Here is a 19,785-nt window from a genome sequence, read left to right on the forward strand (position 1 = left end):
CGAAGAGGCTTAGGCGGCGACGGCGGTCGCGGCGGCCTTGGCCTTGACCTGGCGCTTGATCTTCAGGGCGCGCGGCGACAGCTGCTCGTCCTTGGCGCCCAGCAGGAAGGTGTCCAGGCCGCCCTTGAAGTCCAGGGTGCGCAGGGCCGCGTTGCTGATGCGCAGCTTGAAGGTCTGACCCAGGGAGTCGGACTGCAGCGAAGCGGGCGACAGGGCCGGCAGGAAGCGGCGCTTGGTCTTGATGTTCGAGTGGCTCACATTGTGGCCGACCATCGGACCGATCCCGGTGAGTTCGCAACGGCGCGACATGGTGGATACCTTGGGCTTGGGCGAAGCCGGAGGCTCCGCAACATGAATTTCGGCGCGCGAAGGACGGACCACCGCGCGAGAGCGGGCGATATAGGCGAAGGGAGCTTGCCGAGTCAAGCCGCGCCGCGCCCCAACATCGCCTTCAAACGCGGTTCATCTGCCGCTCTATATATAAGCCGTCCCACCAGGAGATCGACCGCATGCGCCTGCTCGCCCCCGCCATGATCGCCGGAACCCTGATCCTGGGCGCCGTGGCGGCCGTCGCAGCGCCCCGGATCGCCGCCCAGGCCACGGGCGCGGCCGGCGCCCATACGACGATCCTGCCTGGCCAGTGGGAGTACAGCTACCGTATCGGCCCGATCCCGGCCGGCGGCGAGGATCGCTGTCTCAAGCAGGCCGACGTCGAGCAGTTCTCCAAGGGCATCTGCACCCGCAAATACACCTGCGACTACGACACCCGCCTGGTGCGGGACGGCAAGGTGGCGCTTAAGGGGACCTGGACCGACAAGAAGGGCCGCGTGGCCCCGGTGACGGCCAACGGGACCTATACGCCCGAAAGCTTCCGCCTGAACGTCCACATGAAGACCATCAACGGCATCCCCCTGGCCGGGGTGCTGGACGCCAAGCGCGTCAGCGCCGAGTGCAAGGCGGCGTAGGGCGGTCGCGACGGAGGCGCTCGGTCGCCGGGTTGCCAAGGCTCGATCCTGGCGCGAAAACCGGCGCGTCGCATCCGGGGGACGATCTCCGGACGGCGTGGAGATCCAGCGCATGGCCGACGAGACCGCCGTCAATCCCCAGACCGCCCCCCAGATCACCGATGCTGTCACCCAATCGAACGTGAGGGTGGTCGGCGAGTCGCCCGCCATTGCCGCGGGCTTGCTCCCCCCGGACAACATTCACTTCCAGAACGCCATCGCCGACCAACAGCAGCGGGAAGCCCTGATCCGGGCCCAGCGCGCGACGCGCGAGGACTGAGACGCTCGTCGCGCGCGGCGCGCCGTGTTTGTGGTTAATGGGAATTAAGCTACAATAGCTTGTAGGGAACAAACACTGAATCGGGCGAAGTCGCTGATTCGGTCATGATTCGTTTCGCTCGTGTTCGGCGAACGGTGAACGCCCGTTAACGCTTAAGCTAGTTGGCTCCCCTTTGCGGCGGCTCCAGCGCCGTCGCGACCAGTTGGGTGTCCATATATTCGGTCAGCGCGGCGATCCTGCCCTCCCTCATCCGCAGCACCCAGCAATAGGTGTTGTCGTAGCGCTTGCCGGTCTTGGTGGTGACCTTGCCGCGGCATTCGACCACCACCGTGTCGCCCTCGGCGATGATGGCGTCGGCGGTGTTCACGTAGCGGTCGGCGAACTGGGCCATCAGCGGGGTCAGCAGCTCGTGGCGGATGGCGGCCTTGCCGGCATAGACGCCGGACCAGGCCGTGGTCCCGATCATCCGCCAGACGGCGGCCTCGTCCAGGCTGTCGAGAAACAGGCCCGCGTCGCCGCGCGCCAGGCCCTCGAAGATCGTCTGGACTCGTTGTTTGTTGTCCTCGGTCGCGCTCATGGCGGCTCTCCGTGCAAGGGGAGCCTCATGATCCGGCAAGCAGCATCATTCATCCAATCGATGCTCATGATGATCTATATTCGCCGGATGAACCTGGCCCAGCTCGACCTGAACCTCCTGGTGGCCCTGGACGCCCTGCTGGCCGAGGGCGGCGTGGGGCGGGCGGCGCAACGCCTGAACCTGTCGCAGCCGGCGGTCAGCCACGCCCTGCGCCGCCTGCGCGAGGCGACCGGCGATCCGCTGCTGGTGCGGGTGGGACCGCGCATGGAGCTGACGCCGCACGCCCAGGCCCTGCGCGCGCCCCTGGCCCAGGCGCTGGAGCAGGTGCGCGGCCTGTTCCAGGCCCAGGGCTTCGACCCGGCGACCAGCGCCCGCGGCTTTCGCCTGATGATGCCCGACCTGTGCGTCGACCTGCTGATGCCGGCGGTGCTGGCCCAGGTCGCCGCCGCCGCGCCTGGCGTGCGCCTGGACGTCGTACCCTGGCGCGGTCCGGCGGTGCTGACCCCCGACTTCGCCCGCACCATCGACCTGGTGGTCGCCTGGACCGGCGAGGCCTATCCAGGCTTCCATCGCCAGACGCTCTATACGGACCGCGACGCCCTGGCCGTGCGGCGCGGCCATCCCGAGGTCGGACGGCTGTCGACCCTGGCCGGCTTCAACGCCGCCCGCCACGTGGCCGTGGTCGGGGCGGGCGAGCGCGACGACGCCATCGAGCCCTTCCTGCGCCAGAACGGCGTCGAGCGCCGCATCGCCCTGGCCGTGCCCAGCTACCTGCAGGCCCTGCGGATGACCGCTCGCTCCGACCTGGTGGCCTTCGTGCCGGGCCGGCTGATCGCGGCCCTGGCGGGGCCTCTGGACCTGGTGCGGGTCGAGCCGCCGATCGATCCGGGCGAGGACGCGCAGTACCTGTTCCACCCGGTGGTGGCGCACAGGGATCCGGGCTCTGTGTGGATCCGCGAGCTGGTGCTGCGGGTGGGCAGGGGGCTGTAGGGCCGGAGGGAGGCCTACCGCCCGCGCTGCGGCGCCACCGAGAACTCCAGGTCGAACAGCGTCGGCGCGGCGCTGGTCCGGGCCCGCTCGATGGTCAGCATCCGCGCCTTGGTCTCCACCCCGCCGGGGGCCGAGAAGCCGCCGCTCTTGCCGTCGGCGCCCAGCACCCGATGGCAGGGGACGATGATCGGCCAGGGGTTCTCGCCCAGGGCCTTGCCGATAGCCCGGGCCGCGCCCGGCTCGTTCATGGCCTTGGCGATCTGGCCGTAGGTCGAGGTCTCGCCGGGCGGGATGGCGCGGGCGATCTCGTAGACCCGGCGGTTGAACGGGGCGACGACGGCGAAGTCCAGCTCGACGTCGGTCAGGTCGTCGCGCCCGCCCGACAGCAGGTCGTTGATCCGCTCGATCGTCCGCTGGACGGCCGGGGGCGGCGATCCCTCGACCGCGTCCGGATAGCGCCGGCGCAGGCGGGCCCAGGCGGCGCCCGGGGCGGCCTCGGGCAGCTGGGCGCCGACCAGCCCCTGTTCGCCCCAGGCCAGGCCGCACAGTCCGATCGGCGTCTCGAAGAGGGCGAAGCCTTGGGTCATAGGCCGATTATAGCAGCCGCAGGCGGCGTTTCGAGCGGCTTGGCGCTTCAGGCTGCGCTCGCCCTCGCGGAACGGGCGTCCAGAAGGTGAAAATCGCCCGCGACGAACGCCGCCCTTCAGGTTTTGTCAGCCCCGGTCCGCCACCCTGGCGTCATGGCCTTCTCCAGAGTCGCGCTCGCCAACGGACTGTCGACCCGGGTGCTGGACACCGGGGGCGCGGGGCCAACCCTGGTGCTGGTGCACGGCCTGGCCAACGCCATCGAGATCTGGGATCGCGTGCGGCCGGCCCTGGCGGCCCGTTTCCGCGTGATCGCCTTTGATCTGCCCGGCTTCGGCCAGGCCAGCCGGCCGGACGCGGCCTATGACTCCGCGTTCTTCGTCGAGCAGCTGAAAGGCTTGCTCGACGCCCTGGCGATCGCGCGGGCCCATCTGGTCGGCAGCTCGCTGGGGGCCAGCGTGATCGTGCGGTTCTCGGGCGAGAACCTCCACCGGATCGACCGGGCCGTGCTGGCCGCGCCGGGCGGCTTTGGGCGGGAAACCCACCTCCTGATGCGCCCGACGGCCTTGCCGCTGGTCGGCGAGGCGCTGGGCCGTCCGACACCGTTCAACAATCGCCTCACCCTGCGCCTGGCCGTCCACGACCCCAAGGCCGTCACCCCCGAACTGCTCGCCCTGACCAACCGCTACGCCGCCGTGCCTGGCAGCGAGCGCTCCTTCCCACGCACGTTGCGAACCGGCGTCGGCCTGCTGGGCGTCAAGGAGCGGGACAGCTTCGAGGGACTGGCCCGCCGGCTGGACCGCCCGGCCCTGGTGCTCTGGGGCCGTGACGACCGGGTGTTCCCCGCCCGCCAGAGCGACCGGGCCATGGCCTTGCTCCCGCGGGCGGAGCGTGTGCTGATTGACCGTTGCGGACACTATCCGCACTGGGAGCAACCCGAGGTCTTCGTCTCGGCGGTCGAGGCGTTTCTGGCATGAGCAGCCCCCGCAAGATCATCGCCGTCCTTGGCCTGGCGCTGCTGGGGAGCGCCTGCGCGCCGCCTTCGTCGCCGTCCCGGTCGGGGGCCGAGACCTTCGCCCATCACGACTTCGGCGCGATCAACGTCCAGGCCCTGAACACCGTCGCCGTGCCGTGGAAGCTGACGGCCGCCGCTCTGGTGCTGGACGACCCGGCCGGCGGCGGGGTCGATCGCGCCCACCTGCGGCGACGGATGACGAGCTTCGGCTTCCTGTGGCCCGAGCGCCTGGAGGGCGCGGGCGAGGCTGTCCAGCCCAGCGCCGAACACCCGCTGGGGCTCAATGTCGGGACCGTCACGCCGGGCCTGCCGCCGGTGAAGATCAGCGTGGCCAACCTGGGATGCGCGGCCTGCCATGCCGGCCCGGTTTACGCCGCCGACGGCGCGCCCCTGACCCAGGCGGCGTGGCTGGGCTCGCCCAACACCAGCATAGACCTGGAGGCCTATACGCGGGCGGTGACCCAGGCGCTGCAGAGCGGTCTGCGAGACGAGCCGCGCCTGATGGCGGCGGTCGAGACGCTGTTCCCCGACACCGACGCCTGGGAGCGGGCCAGCCTGCGCTGGGCGGTGATCCCCCTGGCCAAGCGCCGGCTGCAGACCATCCCCGACGGCGCCAGCCCGCTGCCGTTCTCGAACGGCTCGCCCGGCGTGACCAACGGGGTGGCGGCGCTGAAGCTGCAAGGCCGGACGGCGCGCGACGCCATGGAGGCCGGCTTCACCTCGGTGCCGGACCTGGCCGATCGCGGCTTCCGCACCGCCCTGCTGCAGGACGGAGCCTACGCGCCGCCGGGGCGGCCCCGCTGGCGGCCGATGACCCGCGACGACATCACCCCGGCGCATCGGGATCGGCTGGCCGACATGGTCAGCTTCTTCACCGTGCCCAGCATGGGCCAGACGCCCAAGGGCGCCCATGCCCAGATCCCCGCCGCCCGACGGACCTTCGCCTGGCTGGCCGAGCGCCGGCCGCAGGCCTTCCCAGGCCCGATCGACGCCGGCCTCGCCGCCCGAGGCGCGGCGACCTATGCCCGGGCCTGCGCCAGCTGCCACGGCGAGTACGACGGACCGCCCGAGCGTCCTCGCCTGGCCCGCTTTCCCAACTGGCGCGGCCGGATCGGAACCGATCCGGCCCGCGCCGAGGCTTTCACGCCGGCCCTGTCTCGCTACGTCGCCGACAGTCCCTACCGGACGGTGATCGACGCGCGGCGCACCGGCGAGTACGCCGCTCCGCCCCTGGCCGGCCTGTGGGCCAGCGCGCCCTATCTGCATAACGGCTCGGTGCCGACCCTGGCCCAGCTGATGCTGCTGGAGCCGCGCGCCGAACGTTTCGCGGTGGGCGGCCACGCCCTGGACTTCAAGACGGTGGGCGTGGCCTACCCGGCCGGCTACAGCGCCTGGTCACGGCCGGTGGTCTACGACACGCGGCTGCCTGGCCGGTCCAATCGCGGCCACGAGGCGCAATTCGGCGGCCTCTCGCCCGAAGACCGCTGGGCGCTGATCGAGTACCTCAAGCGCCTCTAGAGGAGGATCAGGCTTTCCAGCGGCAGGCGCGGCTTGGGCGGCTGGCGGCGGGCGGGCGCCAAGCCCAGGCGGAAGGCGGTGATCAGCCGCCGGTCGAGGCCCAGGCCGTACGCCGCCCTCAGGCTCGCCGAAGCGGCCTCGTCGTCGGCCAACACCGCCATCGGCGAGGCCGACAGGCCGGCCTGGGTGAAGGCCAGCCAGACCCGATAGAAACGCCGGCCGGTCTCGAACGGCGGCTCGTCGGCGGGTCGATGGAACAACGCCACCGCCGTGGCCGATCGCACGATCGGCGCCTCGGCGACCAGGGCGCGCGCGAGGCCGACCTTGTCCAGCGCCTCGAACACGCCCGGCCGCAGCACGAGGCCCGCCCCCGCGGCCTCAAGGGGCGACATCGCCATCGCCTCGGCGTTCAGGCCGTCCCGCGCCCAGTCGGCGTGACGCCTGGAAAGCCGCATCCAGGACACCAGTTCGGCGCGATAGTCCGCGCGTCGGAACCAGCGCAGGCTGGCGTCGTCGTAGAGCGCGGCCAGGTCGGCGATGGCCTCCTGCTCTTGCAGCATGACCAGGTCGGGACAGGTCTCGGCCAGCCGCGCGCAGGCGTCGCGGGCCGAGGGCGAGGCTTCGAACCGTCCGCGATAGGTCCGGCGCGCGCCCACGAAGGCGGCCAGGGGGTCGACCTCCGCTACGCCCTTGAGGGTGAGGACAGCGACGTCGGATCCGTCCGGGGCGACCTCCACGGCTAGGCCCTGCGAGGCGGCGGCGATCCGGAAGCCCTCCACCGCGCAGCCGTGGCTGACGGCGATGTCGCGGCCCTCCGGATTGCCGATCGGCAACCGCCGCGCCGGATCGGCGGTCACCACCACGCGCCCGTCCTCCGGACGCCAGCGGGTCGGCTGGATGTTGTGGACGCTCGGCGCCAGGCTGGCCTCGGCGACCAGGGGCCGGAGAACGCGCGGGTCGAGCATCGTCAGATCGCCTTGCGAAAGAGGTGCAGGCGATGCAGCCGCCGCGCGCCCAGCTTCTCCATCTGGCGCAGCGAGGCGGTGTTCTCGTCGCTGATCCAGGTCACCCCGCACTGGCGGTAGCCGCGCTCGTGCAGCGCCCGGGTCACGCGGTGGAGCATGGCGCCGTTGACGCCCTGGCCGTGCAGCGCCTGCTTCACCGAATAGAAGATGATCACGGCCCGGCGGCGGCGCAGGCGGGCCTTCAGGAAGTGGAACAGGGCCGTTGGACCGAACCGGCCCTTGACGGCCTTCTGGAACGGATTGAGGTCCGGAATGCAGATCACCACCCCGGCCGGCTGTCCCTTGTAGTGGACGAGGCTGGCGATGGCCGGGTCCACGATCCACATCATCTCGCCGGCCTGGAAGTCGAATTCGGCCGGGGTCAGGGGCACGAACATCGGATTGTCCGAGAAGCCGTCGTTGAGGCACTGACGCGCTTCTTCGAACCGGACCTTGAAATGGCGGCGGCTGATCGGCGTCCAGGTCCAGTCCGGATCGTCGAGTATGGCCCGCTGGCGAGGCCCCAGCAGCCGGTCGGCCGTCTCCGGACCGACATCGAACTCGAAGGTCGACATGGGGAAGGTCGCGGCGAAACCGCAGGCCTCCAGCAGCCGCGGCAGGTGCGGGGGCCCCCAGACCATGTCGGTATAGGGGACGCCGGCGAAGCCGTCGGTCAGCACGCCGGCCTGCTGCATGGCCGTCAGGTTGAACGACCCCACCAGTTCGTCGCAGCCCTGGTCGCGGGCGAAGGCCTCGGCTCGCGCGAACAGGGCCCGGGCCGCCTCGACATCATCGTCGCAGTCGAAGAAGCCGAACTGGCAACGCCGCGTCCCGTGACGGAGGTTGGACGCCGGATGGGTGTGGACCACCAGGCGGCCGACGGGACGGCCGTCGCGCCGGGCCGTGAAATGGGTCAGCCGCCCGCCGCCGTCGCGCATGAGCGGATTGCGCGCCGGATCCAGATAGCGGTCCAGATCCGAACGCATGGGCGTCACATAGGGACTGTCGGCCGGATAGACCGCGAACGGGACCTCGAAGAATCCGTCCAGGTCACGCTCGCGCAGTTCCAGGCTCATCAGCGTCTCTCCGCGACCAGCCGGGCCATGCGGAAGGCCAGGGCCAGGTCGATCTCCGCCTCGACGCCGCGCGCCAGGCCGGGCAGCCGCGCCAGGGCGACCCGCGCCGGCGCCAGGCTCAGCAAGCCGGCATGGGTCGCGCCATGCCGTTCCAACAGGTCGATCAAGGGTTCGGCCTCGGAGAGACTGGCGGCGGCTTCTCCGGCCTTCAGGCGCTCCAAGCTCCAGACAGGCCGCCGCGCCAGGACGGCGGCCAGGGTCTGGGCGTCGTGATCGGCCAGCTGGCCCGCCTCCAGGACGGTCATGTCCTTCAGCAGAGGCTCCTCGGCCAGGTCGGCGAGAAAATGGTCGACAGACCCGGCGTCGGCGCGGACCAGGCGTCGGCGCAGCCCGCCCCGGCGATCGGCCGTTCCCTGGGCGTGCAGGCGGACCAGCAGCGAGGCGACGATCTGGCCCGCCAGCACGACGGCGAACAGCCGCGCGAGGTCGGCCGGGCCGCTCAGCGCCAAGGCCTGGGCCAGGCCGAGGCTGACGCCCGCCGCGACCGCCAGGAGCAGGCCGATTTCCACGGCCGTCCCGCGCGGGTCGCCGTTGGCGGACGAGAGGATGACCAGCACGATCAGCAGCGCCGCGATCGGGCTCAGGCCGATCCATGCTGTCATCAGGGCGGTGAAATCGGTCAGGATCAGCGGGAGGGCCGCGGCCAGGCAAAGGGCGAGCGCCGCGACGACGCGGTTCTCGGACGCCGAGAGCTGGTCGCGGTCACGCGTCCCCAGCAGCACCAGGATCGCCATGAGCGAAAGCACGATCGGACCGGCCAGGCCGATCCGGGCGTCGAACGCCATGTCGCGGGCCGTCAGCAGGGCGAAGCCGAGGGCGACGAGGCTGGCGCCCATCACCGCCAGCTTCAGCAGGCGCGGCGCGTGCCGGCGCAGCACGCCTTCCGCCAGCAGCAGCGCGGCGGTCGGCGCCAGGGCCACGGCCGCGAAGGCCACGACCTGCAGGCCGTCCAGGCCGGTCAGCGCGTGCAGGGCCCGGCCGGCATAGAAGGCGGCCATCAGGCCGAACAGCAGGACGAGGCGCGGGATCAACGGTCCCGCTTCGCGCCGCGCGGCCAAGGCGTAGGCCGCCAGTCCCACGGCGGCGAGGCCGTCGAGGCAAACCTGGGCCAGCGACTGGATCACGGGGCGGCCTTCATCATGCGCGCCATGAAGGCCCGGACCAGCGCGCCCTTCACCGTCGCGACCGGCCAGGGGAGCGGACGCTCGATCCGGCCGGCGAACGGATTGAAGAACCAGCCCCGGCAATCGCTTTTCGAGCGGCGGCCCATCAACAGCCACAGCGCCTCGTAGGCCATCAGGCAGCCGGTCGCGATGACCATGGGGGCGAACGACATCCGCTTGGCCTTGCCGGCGGCGACGGCGGCGGCGACCTCGAGGTCGACATGGCTGGCCGCCGACGAATGGGTGAGGACGTATTCCAGCTCCCTGAGGAAGCTCTCGGCGAGATCGTCCTGGGTCAGGGCGTCCTGCGCCTTGCCGCGCGTGGGATAGCCCAGCCGCTCTTCGGGCCTGGGATCGCCCGGCCGGACCACGATCACCGACGGCAGCGGCGCGGCATAGGCGTCGATCACCGTCGCCCCATGGACCTTGGCGGCGCGGTAGAGCGCCACCCCGGCGGCGATGTCGTCGGCGCCATTGACGATCACGCTATAGCGCGCGGCCAGGTCGTCGAGCTTGCCGATCCATTCCGCGCCCAGGCGCTCGATCTGGACGTCGGGATTGATCTTTCGGGCGGCGGCGCAGGCGATCTCGGCCTTGTCCTGACCGACCGTGTCGGTGAAGGCGAAGACCTGGCGGTTGAGGTTTGACGTCTCGAAGACGTCGATGTCACAGACCGCGAACCGTCCCACCCCGGCCCGGACCAGGGCCATGAAGCAGGCTCCGCCCATGCCCCCCACGCCGGCGACGAACACCGCGCCAGTGCGCAGCCTCTCCTGCTCTTCGCGGCTGACGAAGCCGAAATTTCGGGTGGTGAACTCGGCGTAGTCGAACCCGTTCAGTGCTTCCACGGTCGCAGGCTCCCCCAGGATTGCGTGTCGTCCAGCCAATGGATCAGCGGCAGCACCGCCCCCTGGGCGAGCATCAACGCCAGGCGACCGACCAGCCCCGTCACGCTGGCGGGCGGCGCGACCTTGGCCAGGTAGCGAGCGGCGGCCCGCATGTCGATCCGCCCCAGCTGCAGCAGGTCGTCGCCCCGGCCATAGTCGAGCTGCAGCCGGCACAGCTCCCCATAGCGCGGATCGCGGTGCTTGGCGGCCTGGTCGAAGGTTTTCTTCAGATTGTCCGAGCCGCCCGTATAGGCGTCGGTGATGACGAACCGTTCCTCGTCGAAACCCGCTTCGGGGCCGACGCCGAAGGCGTGGCGCCAGTGGCGCATGATCTGGCGGGCCACTAGCCGATGCTGGAACGAGGCGCGGGTGGCGGGCTGGCCCGGATGGACGTCCGAGAAGGTCTCGGCGACCATGCCGACCACCGCCGGCACCTGGGTGACGCTGGAGATCCACAGCGGCCGGCATTGGCGGCGCACGAACAGCAGAACGCAGGTCAGGCCGTACAGGACGGCCGACAGGCCGCCGCCCCGCGCCTTGGGGGCGGTCATCACCAGCCCCAGGTGCAGCACCTCGATCTCCCGGCCGCCCAGCGACACGCGCAGCAGGGCCAGGGCGTTGAACGCCACCGGCTCCGCGGAGGCCGTGTCGTAGACCACGGTCAGCACCGTGCGAGACAGGGTCTCGCGGTCGCCGGAGAACACGCCGTAGGTCAGTTCGTTCTCGCCCAGGGTCGTGCGGGCCACCGCGCGAATGTCGGCGATCATCCGGGCCAGGTCATCGGGCTCCAGCGACAGGGCGGGCCGCTCGACGATACGCGAGCGCAGCCCTCGGCCGGCGGGCAGGGTCGTATCGATGTAACGCGCGGTGGCGGCGTTCATGAGCCCGCTTCGATCCTGACCATCCGCCCCCTTCCACCACGCCCATGCTTACGAAGCGCTTAATGGGGTTACTTGGAGTTGAGCGCGCCGTGGGCGGCCCCGGCCGATTTCGGCGGCGCGGCGAGCCCGTCGCCGTCTGGTTCAGGGGACCTAGCCTCGAACGCGGCGTCCAAGGCTAGGTCGCGACGCTGACGCCCACGCCCTTGATCCTGATGAACTCGTCCAGGCCCGCCCGGCCGCCCTCGCGGCCGAAGCCGGACAGGCCGACGCCGCCGAACGGGCTGGCGCCGAGGTTGGAGGGCGTGGCCTTGTTGACATAGACCGTGCCGGCGTCGAGCCGCCGGATCAGGCGGTTGGCGCGGTTGAGGTCGTTGGTCTGGATATAGGCCGACAGGCCATACTCGGTGGCGTTGGCGATCTGCACCGCCTCGTCCTCGGTCCGGAACTTGATGATCGACAGGACGGGGCCGAAGATCTCCTGCTGGGCGATGGCGCTCATCGGGTCGACGTCGGCGAACACCGTCGGCGCGACGAAGTTGCCCTTCTCCAGTCCATCGGCCAGGCGGCCGCCGCCCACCACCAGCCGGCCCGAGCCGGCGGCCTTGGCGTTGTCGACGAAGCCCATGACCCGCGCGATGGCGGCGGCGTTGACCATCGGGCCGATGAAGACGCTGGGATCCAGCGGATCGCCGGTCGGCAGGTTGTCCAGGGTGGCCGCGACGATCTCGACGAACGGATCATAGACGTCCTCGTGGACCAGGATTCGGGTGGGCAGGGCGCAGCCCTGGCCGCTGTTGGACACCCCGAACACCGCGCAATAGGCCGCCGTGTCCTGCAGGTCGACGTCGGGAAAGACCAGGTTGGCCGACTTGCCGCCCAGCTCGAAGATCACCGGCTTCAGGCTGTCGGCCGCCGAGCGCATGATGGCCTTGGCGCCGATCGGGCCGCCGGTGAACGAGATCTTGTCGACGCCAGGATGACGCACCAGCGCCTCGCCGGCCGCGACCGCGCCGGGCACGACATTGATCACCCCCTCGGGAATGCCGGCCTCCAGCGCCAGCTCGGCGAACAGCTGGCTGGTGTAGGGCGTGAACTCCGCGGGCTTGATCACCACCGTGTTGCCGGCCGCCAGCGAGGGCGGGACCTTCATGCACAGCGACAGCAGCGGCGCGTTCCAGGTGATGATGTGGCCGATGACGCCATACGGCTCGGGGACGGTGTATTCGAAGTTCTCGCCGGGATGCAGGCCGGTCACCAGGCCTTCCAGCTTGTCGGTCCAGCCGGCGTAGTAGCGCAGCCAGCCCACGCAGCGGTGCAGCATGCCGTGCTGGAAGTTCATCGACGGGATGGCGTTCTCCAGCGTCGAGATGGCCTGGAAGCGGCCGATGTTCTGCTCGACCAGATCGCTGAAGCGGTCCATCAGCCGGCGGCGGGCATAGGGCTTCATGTCGCGCCAGACGGGCAGGGCGCGGCGCGCGGCCTGGACGGCGGCGTCGATGTCGGCCGCGTCGCCCAGGGGGACCTCGCCCTGGATCTCGCCGGTGGCGGCGCTGACATGCTGGAACACCCCGGCCCCGCCGGTCGCGCGCTGCTGGCCGCCGATCACCAGGCGCGGCGTCGGCAGGACGGATCGCGCGGTCAGGTGCGCCTCGAAGTCCACGGGTACGATCACGGTCACGACGGGCGCTCCAAGGCTGGACGGGGCCGCATCACGCGGCGTCTTCGAGGATGAGATCGGCGGCCCGCCAGGCCAGGGCCATGACGGGACCGTTGGTGTTGCCCGACGGGATGGCGGGCATCACCGAGCAGTCGACGATGCGCAGGCCCGCGACGCCGCGCACCCGCAGCCGCGGATCGGTCACCGCCTCGTCGCCGGCGCCCATGCGGCAGGTGCCCACGGCGTGGTAACCGGGCGAGCCGAACAGGCGGTAGGCGGCCAGGATGTCCGCGTCCGACTGGATGTCGGGACCCGGGACCGTCTCCTCGACGACCAGCTGGGCCAGCGGTCCCGCGGCGACCAGCCGGCGCACGAAGCGCACGCCGGCGACGGCGGACACCCGGTCCTCGTCGGTCGACAGGAAGTTGGGCCGGATGGTCAGGGGCGCGTCGGCGCGATCGGCCGAGATCAGCACCTCGCCCTCGCTGGTCGGGCGCAGCGGCAGGGTCAGGCACTGCAGGCCCGGCAAGGCCTCGGGCAGCGGCCCGCCGGCGGCCGCGTCCTTCAGCGCCAGCGAGAACGGCCCCATCAGCAGCTGGACGTCGGGACGATCCAGGCCCGGCCGCGAGCGCAGGAAGGCCCCGACCTCATAGGCCGCCTGAGCCATCACCCCGCGCCGCAGCGCCATGTATTTCAGGACATTGCCGATCAGGCGCAGGCCGGAGAGTTCGCGGTTCTGGCTCAGGCGCGGGCCGTTCAGCCGGTATTGCATGAACAGCACCCGGTGCTCGCGCATGTGCCGGCCCACGGCGGCGCGATCCAGGCGCGGCTGGACGCCGGCGGCGGCCAGGACGGCGGCGGGGCCGATGCCCGACAGTTGCAGGATCCGGGGCGAGTTCAGCGCGCCGGCCGCCAGGATCACCTCCCGGCCGCATCGCGCCTCGAACGCGCCGCGCGGGCCCGTGCAGGCGACGCCGACCACGTGGCCGCCGTCGAAGACCAGCCGCTCGACCTGGGTGTCGGTCACCACCCGCAGGTTCGGCCGCCGCCGCGCCGGCTTGAGGAAGGCCTCGGCCGCGCTGAACCGCGCGCCGCTCTTGATGGTGCGCATGGCGTAGCCGACGCCCTCCTGGTCGGAGGGGTCGTTGAGGTCCGCCTTCAGCGGCAGCCCCATGGCCTGGGCCGAGGCGATAAAGGCGTCGCCGGCCGCGTTCGGCTCGTGCATCGGCGAGACGTGCAGGGGACCGCCGACCCCGCGGGTTTCAGCCTCGCCCAGCTCATGGTTCTCGATCGCCTTGAAGGCCCGGGCCATGCTGGCCCAGTTCCAGCCGGTCAGGCCCAGCGCTTCCCAGGCGTCGTAGTCGCTGGGATCGCCGCGGGTGTAGACCATGCCGTTGACGGCGCTGGAGCCGCCCAGGGTCTTGCCGCGATGCCAGCGCGCCGGCGTGTTGGGACCGCCGGGGTCGGGCTGGGCGTCGAACCACCAGACGTGCCGGGGATCGCCCAGCAGCTTGCCGAAGCCTTTCGGCATCCGGATCAGCGGGTTGGAGTCCTCCGGCCCCGCCTCGATCAGCAGGACGCTGTGGCGGCTGTCGCGCGTCAGCCGGTCGGCCAGGACGCAGCCGGCCGAACCGGCCCCGACGATCACATAGTCGTAGATGTCCGCGATCTCCGACATGCCGGGTCAGGCCGTCTCGAACTGGATGTCCAGCCGGTCCATGGCGATGACGTTGCCGGCCCGGATGTGCTGGGCGGCGCCTGGCGTCAGCCGGATGTTCCGCCACCGCGCCAGCAGCACCTCGAACAGGATGCGCATCTCGATCCGCCCCAGGTGGCGGCCGGCGCACTTGTGCGGTCCGCCGCCGAAGGTCAGGTGTTCGTCGGCGTTGGCGCGGCGCGGATCGAAGGCCTGGGCGTCGGGGCCGAACCGGTCGTCGACGCCCGCCGTGGCGAAGCTGAGGAACAGCATGTCGCCGGCCCTCATCGGCGCGCCGTCCAGCTCGACATCCTGGGCGACGATCCGCTGGGTGCTGGTGAAGGCGTAGCGGCGCAGGATCTCGTCGACCAGGCCGGGGATCAGCGCCGGATCGGCGGCGACCTCCCGCTGCAGGTCGGGGTTCTGGGCCAGGTGGCGCACGCCGAACGACAGGGCGTTGGCGACCGTGTCCATGCCGGCGATGAACAGCAGCAGGCTCATGCCCTGGACCTCGTCCAGGCTCAGCCGGCGCCCGTCGATCTCGGCGGCCAGCAGGCGGCTGACCAGGTCGTCCCGCGGCGCCTGGGCGCGCTGGGCGATGACCTCGCCCATGAAGCCCATGATCCGGCCGTAGACCGCCATGCGATGGTCGGAGTCGCTGGCGGCGAAACTCTCGTCGACCCAGGCCCGGAACTCCTCCAGCCGGTCCAGCGGCAGGCCCATCAGCTGCATGAACACCGACACCGGCAGCAGGCCGGACACGCTGGCCACGAAATCGCAGGCGCCCTGGTCGGCGCCCTGGTCTGCGACAGCGTCGAGCAGCCGCTCGGCCCACGCGCGGATGTGCGGCTCCAGGGCGTGCATCGCCTTGGCCGAGAACTGCTGCATCAGGATCTGGCGGTAGGGCGCGTGCTCGGGCGGGTCCAGGGTCAGCGGCAGCATGACGAAGGTCTGGTCGGACTTCGGGATCTGCATGTTGCGGTTCGAGAAGGTCGCCGGATCCTTGAGGATCCGGCTGATGGTCTCGTATCGCGTGGCCACCCAGTGGCCGCCGTTCAGCGGCGTGTAGAACAGGTCCGGCGCCTGGCCCAGCAGCGCCGTGTAGCCGGCCTGGGGATCGGGCTTCAGCCGCGCGTCGTCGAAGATGTCGAAGGCGAACACCATGTGCGCCGGAACATGCGCGGGCGCGGCCGGAGCGGCGGCCATGGCTAGCGGCCGCCGAAGCTGTAGCGCAGGGAGACGCCGAAGGTGCGCGGCGAGCCGGGGATGCGCGAGGCGAAGCCGATGTCGTTGTTCAGCGTCTGGCCGGCCACATAGTACTTCTCGCCCGTGACGTTGCGGACGAAGACGCCCAGGTCGACCGGCTTGCCGCCCACCCGCTCCAGGTCCGCGCGCAGGCCCAGCGTGCCCCAGCCGGCGAGGTGGCCGGCCGGCTCGGTGTTGTCGGTGACGTAGACCGAGCCCTGATGGTAGTAGGTCGCCGACAGCGACAGGTCGCCGAACGCCGAGGGCGTGGGCACCGCCAGGCGGGCGTTGAGGCTGTAGGTCCACTTCGGCGTCTGGGCGAAGCGGGCGGTGTCGGACAGGTCGCGGACGCCCACCCCGCCGGGCCCGGGGACGACATATTCGTCATAGGCCGCGTCGGCGTAGGAGACGAAGCCGCCGATCGTCAGCGGCGAGACCGGGATGACCGAGAACTCCAGCTCCGCGCCCTGCACATGGGCGGCCGCGGCGTTGACCACATCGGTGGTGACGACGCCGCCGATCAGGTTCGGGGCCAGCCGCTGGGCGTCCTTGAAGTCGCTGTAATAGACGCTGAGATTGGTGCGGACCGGCGCGCCGGCCACGGTCCAATCGGCCTTGATCCCCGCTTCGACGTCGCGCACCACTTCGGGCCGGAACGGCGTCAGCTGGTAGGCCAGCTGGGCGCGGGCGTTGAAGCCGCCCGAGCGGTAGCCCTGGCGCGTGGCCAGGTACAGCAGCACGCCGTCGGCGGGCTTGTATTCGAGGCTGATGTTGTAGCTGAGCTTGCTGAAGCTGGTGCTGAGCGCGATCGAGCAATCGGGATAGGCGCCGAAGCCGTCGGCCGTGCTGCTGAGGCAGCGCTCGCCCGGCGAGGGGAAGCCCAGCAGGGTCGGCGTCCCCGGCGCGACGCCCACGGCCTGCAGCGAGCGCAGGTCGGCCTTGCGCTCGTCCCAGGTGTAGCGCGCTCCGACGGTGAAGGTCAGGCCCGGCTTCAGGGCGGCCAGGTCGAAGGTCCCCTGGCCGTAGACCGACTTGGAGACGTTCTTGACGCTGAACTGCTGCAGGCGCGGGTTGATGAAATTGTCCAGAACCGGCGACCCGGTATAGCTGGTCGTGTCGTTGGAGCCGGTCTCGCGGAAATAATAGAGCCCGGTGATCCAGTTCAGTATGCCGGTGTGGTCGGACAGCTGCAGCTCGTCGGAGACCTGGTCGCCCTCGTAGTTGTTCTGGATCTCCAGGATGCGCGCGAGCGAGCCGTCGATGTCGTTCAGGTCGGAGAACGAGGTGTCGCGGTAGCCGACGATGTTGCGCAGGGTGGGGCCGCCGTCGAATTCGTAGGCGGTCGAGTTCTGGACGTCGAAGGTCTTGACCCGGGTGCGGGGGTCGATGTCCTGGGCGGTCTGGTAGAAGCCGCGTTGCTGCTGCTGGGCCAGCAGGCCGCGCAGCGGGGCTTCCAGGCCCAGCAGGCGCACCGGGGCGCTGTTGGACGGGCTGACGTCGCTCAGCACGAACGGCGTGCCGCCGCCGTCGGACTTGAAATAGTTGGCGATGGTCGTTGAGTCGAAGCCGCCCGCAGGGTCGAACTTCAGCGTGCCGCGCAGGGCCGAATAGTCTTCGTTGTCGATGTCCGTGCCGGTGGCGACGTTGGTGACATAGCCGTCGCGCTTGAAGGTCATGCCGCCCAGGCGCAGGGCCAGGTCGTCGGCGATCGGGATATTGATCACCGCCTCGAACTGCCGCCGGTCATAGTCGCCGATGGTCGCCGCGGCGTAGCCTTCGAACTGGTGGGTCGGCGCGGCGGGGCGGATGATGATCGCGCCGCCGGTCGAGTTGCGGCCGAACAGGGTGCCCTGCGGGCCGCGCAGCACGTCCACCGAGGCGATGTCGAACAGGGCCTGGTCGATGCCGAACTGGCGCGACAGGTAGAGGTCGCCGACATAGACCGCCACCGACTGGTCCACCGTCGGCAGATAGTCCTGCTGGCGCTGGCCGCGGATGGCGAAGGCGGGGGTGGCGCGGCTGGTGGTCGGCGCGATGACCAGGGCCGGGGTCTGCTGCCCCAGCAGGGCGACCGAGGTCACGCCGGCCTTCTCGATGGTCTTGCCCGAGACGGCGGTGACGGCGACCGGGACGGCCTGGATGTTCTCCTCCCGGCGGCGGGCCACGACGACGACCTCTTCCAGCGCCGTGACGGGCTTGGCGGCGGTGTCGGGCGACGCGGCGGGCGCGGCGGACGGGGCCTGGGCCTGGGCCTGGGCGGCGGCGGTGGTCAGGAGCGCCGTCGCGGCGGTCGTGACGAGCAGAAGGCGCCTGTGGAAACTGGTCATCGTTCATCCCCCGCCGCGGGTCGCCGCGGCCCCTGTCGTTTCCTCGGCACGGCGTTGATCGCCTGCCATTGCCCACCGTCTGAAGGTGTGGTGGTAGGGTGAGGGTCTTCTTGCGGGCGCTTAATGGCAACACCGGTGGATATTTAGAATGGCGGTCAGCGCGTATGCGATATCGACCTCGGCGGCCAAGCGGCGCGGCCGGCCGAACGCCTTGGATGTCGAGGCCAAGAACGCCGTGATCCGCGCGGCGGCCCTCGAGGTCTTCGCCTCCAAGGGCTTCCAGGGCGCGTCCATCGTCGAGATCGCCAGGCTGGCGGGGGTCACCCGCCGCACGCTCTATGCGCGCTATCGGGACAAGCGGGCGTTGCTCCTGGACGCCGTGAAGGGCGTGATCGACGAGCGCCTGCAGCACTATGACCTGGACGGCGCGGCCTCGGCGGAGGAGGCGCTTCTCGAGATCGCGGCCGACATCACCGTGCGGTCGCCGTCGGCTCCGCTTCTGACGCGCATCATCATCGCCGAGGGGGGCAACTTCTCGCATGACGAGGCGCCGCTGGGGCGCGCCGGCCGAGATCACCTTCTGCAGCAGCTCGAGAACGTCTTCGCGGAGTTGATCCGCAAGGACATGCTGCCGCCCGCGAATACGACTGAAGCCGCCGTGCTGTTCACCGACATGGTGCTGGCGTCAGGGATCATGAGCCTGCTGACCTTCGCGCCGGACGGCACGATCGAAGATCTGCTGGCGCCCAGGGTGGCCTTCTTCTGCGCCGGCTTCGCCGGGTGGGCGCAACGGGGCGGGTAGTCCCGGCGTGACCGGAACGCCGGGCGGGCGGACCCGCCCGGAGCCGGATCTAGTGCGCCCGCTTCAACAGGCCGTGCATGCCCAGCCAGCGGACATAGGCGTCGAACCAGCCGGTGCTGGTGGTCGTCTTGGGGTACATGCCAAAGCCGTGGCCGCCCTGTTCGTAGAGGTGGAACTCGACCGGTCGCTTGGCGGCCTTCCAGCTGTCGATCAGGCCAAATCCGCTGTTGGCGAAGAAGGGGTCGTCGGCGGCCAGGGCCACGAACATCGGCGGGGCGTCGGCCGGGACGGTGACCGGCGCCAGCGGCCCGTAGATCAGGCCGATGAAGGCGGGTTTGGCGTCTTCCCCGGCCAGGGTGGTCGCCAGGGTCAGCATGGCGCCCGCCGAGAAGCCCACCATGCCGATGCGGTCGGGGTCGACATGCCACTCGGCCGCGCGCTTGCGCACGAGGGCGAAGGCGGCGCGGGAATCGGCAAGCTGAGGCGCCAGGCCGGCGATCGCCGCTTGCGGAGACGGTCGCGGAGGCCGGGCGGCGGTGGCCGAGAACATCTCGGCCATCGAGCGTTCGAAACCGGCCATGTCCGCCGGCGTCTGGTTCAGCCGATACTTGATCACGAAAGCGGCCACGCCCTTGTCGGCGAGCGCGCGCGCGACGTCGTAGCCCTCGTTGTCCATCGACAGGGTGCGGAACCCGCCGCCCGGCGTCACGATCACGGCCGCGCCCGTCGCCTTGGCGGGGTCCGGAAGGAACGGGGTCAGGGTGGCGACGGTGACGTTGCGGGCGAACAGGCTGCCGTACTGGCGGTGCCAGGACTCCGGCGCGGTGGCTCCCGGCAACGGGCCGGTGCCGAGGTCGATGGCGTTCGGCTGGGCCGGGATCGGCACGGGCTGCATCTTGTCGTCCTGGGCGTGGGCCGGCGCGGCCATGACGCAGGCGGCGGCCAGGCCGACGGCGGCCAGACGCGTCCAGGCGGGGCGCGCCCATTGCGGCAGGTTGAGGCTTCTCATTGTCGTGCT

19 protein-coding genes are annotated in these 19,785 nt (G+C 70.8%); 6 read left to right on the forward strand and 13 right to left on the reverse strand.

The window, feature by feature from the left end; translation table 11 throughout:
• Positions 1–9 precede the first annotated feature (9 nt).
• Entirely contained in the window at positions 10–309 is a 300-nt protein-coding gene (rpmB, locus tag ASD47_RS16705; RefSeq protein WP_056758976.1) for a 50S ribosomal protein L28, read from the reverse strand.
• A 200-nt stretch (positions 310–509) separates the two neighbouring features.
• Here rpmB and ASD47_RS16710 point away from each other — a divergent pair, with 200 nt between their 5' ends.
• Together ASD47_RS16710 and ASD47_RS16715 are read left to right on the forward strand one after the other, a co-directional pair.
• Positions 510–965, forward strand: a complete 456-nt coding sequence (locus ASD47_RS16710) for a DUF3617 family protein (RefSeq protein ID WP_056758978.1) — start codon at positions 510–512, stop codon at positions 963–965.
• A gap of 112 nt (positions 966–1,077) precedes the next feature.
• Positions 1,078–1,284, forward strand: coding sequence for a RebB family R body protein (locus ASD47_RS16715; RefSeq protein ID WP_056758980.1), 207 nt, complete (start codon positions 1,078–1,080; stop codon positions 1,282–1,284).
• Between the two features lie 157 nt (positions 1,285–1,441).
• Here ASD47_RS16715 and ASD47_RS16720 read toward each other — a convergent pair whose 3' ends face one another.
• The gene (locus ASD47_RS16720) at positions 1,442–1,861 is read right to left on the reverse strand and encodes a nuclear transport factor 2 family protein (protein ID WP_056758983.1); all 420 of its coding nucleotides are present in this window, start codon (positions 1,859–1,861) and stop codon (positions 1,442–1,444) included.
• Between the two features lie 69 nt (positions 1,862–1,930).
• Here ASD47_RS16720 and ASD47_RS16725 point away from each other — a divergent pair, with 69 nt between their 5' ends.
• Entirely contained in the window at positions 1,931–2,851 is a 921-nt protein-coding gene (locus ASD47_RS16725) for a LysR family transcriptional regulator (RefSeq protein WP_235525924.1), read from the forward strand.
• A 14-nt stretch (positions 2,852–2,865) separates the two neighbouring features.
• Here ASD47_RS16725 and ASD47_RS16730 read toward each other — a convergent pair whose 3' ends face one another.
• Complete coding sequence (locus tag ASD47_RS16730; RefSeq protein WP_056758986.1) at positions 2,866–3,438, reverse strand: methylated-DNA--[protein]-cysteine S-methyltransferase; 573 nt, start codon at positions 3,436–3,438, stop codon at positions 2,866–2,868.
• 153 nt (positions 3,439–3,591) lie between these two features.
• On the opposite strand from ASD47_RS16730, the gene ASD47_RS16735 reads away from it, so the two are divergent.
• Positions 3,592–4,413 (forward strand): alpha/beta fold hydrolase, encoded by an 822-nt coding sequence (locus ASD47_RS16735; protein ID WP_156402282.1) that lies wholly within the window; start codon positions 3,592–3,594, stop codon positions 4,411–4,413.
• Positions 4,410–5,969 carry a c-type cytochrome gene (locus ASD47_RS16740; RefSeq protein WP_056758990.1) on the forward strand — a complete coding sequence of 520 codons (1,560 nt, stop codon included), beginning with the start codon at positions 4,410–4,412 and terminating at the stop codon, positions 5,967–5,969. Before ASD47_RS16735 ends, ASD47_RS16740 begins: the two co-directional genes overlap by 4 nt.
• Here the strand turns inward: ASD47_RS16740 and ASD47_RS16745 are convergent.
• The 9 genes from ASD47_RS16745 to ASD47_RS16785 all read right to left on the reverse strand — a co-directional run bounded on the left by ASD47_RS16745 (position 5,966) and on the right by ASD47_RS16785 (position 17,965).
• On the reverse strand, positions 5,966–6,934 hold the full coding sequence (locus ASD47_RS16745; protein ID WP_056758992.1) for a hypothetical protein: 969 nt from the start codon (positions 6,932–6,934) through the stop codon (positions 5,966–5,968). The genes ASD47_RS16740 and ASD47_RS16745 overlap by 4 nt on opposite strands.
• Positions 6,935–6,936: 2 nt before the next feature.
• The gene (locus ASD47_RS16750) at positions 6,937–8,049 is read right to left on the reverse strand and encodes a GNAT family N-acetyltransferase (RefSeq protein WP_056758994.1); all 1,113 of its coding nucleotides are present in this window, start codon (positions 8,047–8,049) and stop codon (positions 6,937–6,939) included.
• Positions 8,049–9,233 carry a hypothetical protein gene (locus ASD47_RS16755; protein ID WP_056758997.1) on the reverse strand — a complete coding sequence of 395 codons (1,185 nt, stop codon included), beginning with the start codon at positions 9,231–9,233 and terminating at the stop codon, positions 8,049–8,051. Before ASD47_RS16755 ends, ASD47_RS16750 begins: the two co-directional genes overlap by 1 nt.
• Positions 9,230–10,120 (reverse strand): ThiF family adenylyltransferase, encoded by an 891-nt coding sequence (locus ASD47_RS16760; RefSeq protein WP_235525926.1) that lies wholly within the window; start codon positions 10,118–10,120, stop codon positions 9,230–9,232. Before ASD47_RS16760 ends, ASD47_RS16755 begins: the two co-directional genes overlap by 4 nt.
• Positions 10,108–11,040 carry a hypothetical protein gene (locus tag ASD47_RS16765; RefSeq protein WP_056758998.1) on the reverse strand — a complete coding sequence of 311 codons (933 nt, stop codon included), beginning with the start codon at positions 11,038–11,040 and terminating at the stop codon, positions 10,108–10,110. The genes ASD47_RS16760 and ASD47_RS16765 overlap by 13 nt, the downstream gene beginning before the upstream one ends.
• Positions 11,041–11,215: 175 nt before the next feature.
• Positions 11,216–12,718 (reverse strand): aldehyde dehydrogenase, encoded by a 1,503-nt coding sequence (locus ASD47_RS16770; protein WP_200945266.1) that lies wholly within the window; start codon positions 12,716–12,718, stop codon positions 11,216–11,218.
• A 31-nt stretch (positions 12,719–12,749) separates the two neighbouring features.
• Complete coding sequence (locus ASD47_RS16775; RefSeq protein ID WP_200945267.1) at positions 12,750–14,375, reverse strand: GMC family oxidoreductase; 1,626 nt, start codon at positions 14,373–14,375, stop codon at positions 12,750–12,752.
• Positions 14,376–14,381: 6 nt separating this feature from the next.
• Positions 14,382–15,599, reverse strand: a complete 1,218-nt coding sequence (locus tag ASD47_RS16780; protein WP_056759000.1) for a cytochrome P450 — start codon at positions 15,597–15,599, stop codon at positions 14,382–14,384.
• 2 nt (positions 15,600–15,601) lie between these two features.
• Positions 15,602–17,965: a TonB-dependent receptor gene (locus ASD47_RS16785; protein WP_056759001.1), complete on the reverse strand. Its 2,364-nt coding sequence runs from the start codon at positions 17,963–17,965 to the stop codon at positions 15,602–15,604.
• A 148-nt stretch (positions 17,966–18,113) separates the two neighbouring features.
• On the opposite strand from ASD47_RS16785, the gene ASD47_RS16790 reads away from it, so the two are divergent.
• Positions 18,114–18,767: a TetR/AcrR family transcriptional regulator gene (locus ASD47_RS16790; protein ID WP_056759003.1), complete on the forward strand. Its 654-nt coding sequence runs from the start codon at positions 18,114–18,116 to the stop codon at positions 18,765–18,767.
• 49 nt (positions 18,768–18,816) lie between these two features.
• On the opposite strand, the gene ASD47_RS16795 is transcribed toward ASD47_RS16790, so the two are convergent.
• Positions 18,817–19,776, reverse strand: coding sequence for an alpha/beta hydrolase (locus ASD47_RS16795; protein WP_056759005.1), 960 nt, complete (start codon positions 19,774–19,776; stop codon positions 18,817–18,819).
• Positions 19,777–19,785: the final 9 nt, after the last annotated feature.

Source organism: Caulobacter sp. Root1472 (assembly GCF_001426985.1).
GTDB lineage: Bacteria > Pseudomonadota > Alphaproteobacteria > Caulobacterales > Caulobacteraceae > Caulobacter > Caulobacter rhizosphaerae.